General features: G+C 57.5%; 1 protein-coding gene. It reads left to right on the forward strand.

The features are described from left to right. Positions 1-315: 315 nt before the first annotated feature. Positions 316-1,746: a M20 family metallopeptidase gene (locus NKH59_RS33185; protein WP_353024439.1), complete on the forward strand. Its 1,431-nt coding sequence runs from the start codon at positions 316-318 to the stop codon at positions 1,744-1,746. Positions 1,747-2,269: the final 523 nt, after the last annotated feature.

Here is a 2,269-nt window from a genome sequence, read left to right on the forward strand (position 1 = left end):
TCCGCTAAACACGGGGGCTGCGCGGCGGACACGCCGACGTCACCGCAATGCCACGCCATTTTGCAGAACTTGACGCACACAACTGCTGCCACGGTCACTAAGGCACTTGATGGTGGCGTTGTACTGATGCGATTTTCTGCGATCTGCATCTATCAATGCGTTGGAGCTCGATGCTTACTTTGCTTGGCGGAACCGAGTTAATCGAGAGAACCGGATGTAGATTAACCGGGCGTGGCTCTTCAGAGAGCAGACTAATTCTAACAATCAGTACCTACCCGCTTGAACGACAGTAGTGACTCAGGGAATTCAGTAACTATGGAAAATGACCCTCTCAGCCTTGATGAAATCGTCCGTCACGTGAATGCGAAAGCTGCCGACTACTGCGCCTTAAGCGACCGCATCTGGGCAATGCCAGAATTAGCATTTGAGGAGCATCGCTCGGTTGCAGAGCACATCGCTATGCTCGAGCGCGAAGGTTTTCGCATCACCAGGAATGTCGGCGGCATCGCTACCGCCTTCATCGCCGAGTTCGGCGAGGGCAGCCCCATAATCGGCATTCTCGGAGAATACGATGCGCTTCCCGATCTTGCTCAAGTCTCGAGTGCAACGGAGCCCAGCTCGACCGAGGGTGGACCAGGTCATGGCTGCGGGCACAATCTTCTCGGCGCTGGCTCGGCGCTTGCAGCAGTTGCATTAAAGGACGCGCTCGCAGCCGAACGTATTGAAGGTACCGTGCGCTTTTACGGCTGCCCGGCAGAGGAAGCTGGAGCGGGTAAGGCCTTTATGGCCAGAGCCGGCGCCTTTGACGATCTCGATGTCGCCTTCTGCTGGCATCCGGCGGTGGTTAACGAAGTGCTAACAAAGTCCTGCAACGCCGCAAAGTGGGCTCGTTTCTCCTTTACCGGTCGCGCAGCGCACGCGGCGGCGGATCCACATCTGGGGCGCAGCGCGCTCGACGCAGTCGAGCTAATGAATGTTGGCGTCAACTACATGCGTGAGCACATGCCCTCAAACGCTCGCGTTCACTATGCCATTATCAACGCTGGCGGTGAGTTCCCTAACGTCGTGCAGGCGTATGCCGAGTCATCTTATTCTATTCGTTCTCCGAACTGGGAAGATGCGGAGCGGGTGTTCGCGCGCGTGCAAAAGATTGCAGAAGGCGCTGCGCTTATGACCGAGACATCTGTCAAAGTGCAAATCACTGGCGGCTACTCGAACATTTTGCCTAACAAAGCGCTGTATGATGTTATGTACGAGAACATGCGCCGTGTCGGCCCGCCCCCCTTTGATGGGGCTGACTATGAGTTCGCCAAGCAGCTTCGCAAGATGGCGCTTACGGATGAAGATGCGCTGGCCAGCGTCGCGGGTCGCGATGTTTCGCTTAAGGACAACCTTCTCCACGATAGCCTTCTACCGTTAGGGACAGACCCATTCGAGTTCGGCTCGACAGATGTGGGCGACGTCAGCTGGATCGTGCCCACTGTACAGTGTCAAACAGCCTGTTTCGCCGTTGGTACGTCCTTCCACAGTTGGCAGCTGGTCACTCAAGGCGATCTGCCGGCGGCCCACAAGGGGATGATATTGGCTGCCAAGGTCATGGCTTCCACGGCGGCAGATTGCATACGCAATCCAGAGATCATCGCTCGTGCAAAGGCGGAGTTGAAGCAACAAACGGGGGGGCGCCCATACCTCTGCCCAATACCATTGGACGTCACGCCCAGTGATTTGCGTGGGAAGGCGCTATAAAGCCGAGCTCTCAATATTCGCTCACGCGCACAGCATCGCAACGGGATACAGGGAAGCGCTGGCCGAACTGCTGAACTGCTCCCTTATGCGCAAGGCACAGGCGGTGCCTGGTGACGAAGGACCCGAGTCGGAGTAAGAGTCTGTCTTGAGAGCCGTAGAACCGTCGTTGTGACCACGAGCGAATAGAGCGCATCCGCTGCGGCGCCATGACGTCTATCCGAAACAATCGACGCACGGTGTATCTTCGTATCCGTATGGGGGCCGCCTCCTACTTTGAGGCGTAGTATCCGCAAACGATTAAGTGGAAGCTATCGCCCCCGCCCCGACACGGAAACGGACACCGGCGGAATGGGAAGATCCCGCATCAGGCTTCGTGGGCGGACTTCGTCGTCCAGAGCTCGCCGCAGTTTCATGCATTCCCTTGCTCACCACATCGCACGTACCTCTCCGGCGAGGGCCGCCTTGCGGGAGCATGGCCCGGTAGCGAAGCTGCGCTCTTAAGGCGTCCTTTCGAGCGCAGTTA

The organism is Mesorhizobium sp. M0998 (genome assembly GCF_040318885.1).
GTDB lineage: Bacteria > Pseudomonadota > Alphaproteobacteria > Rhizobiales > Rhizobiaceae > Mesorhizobium.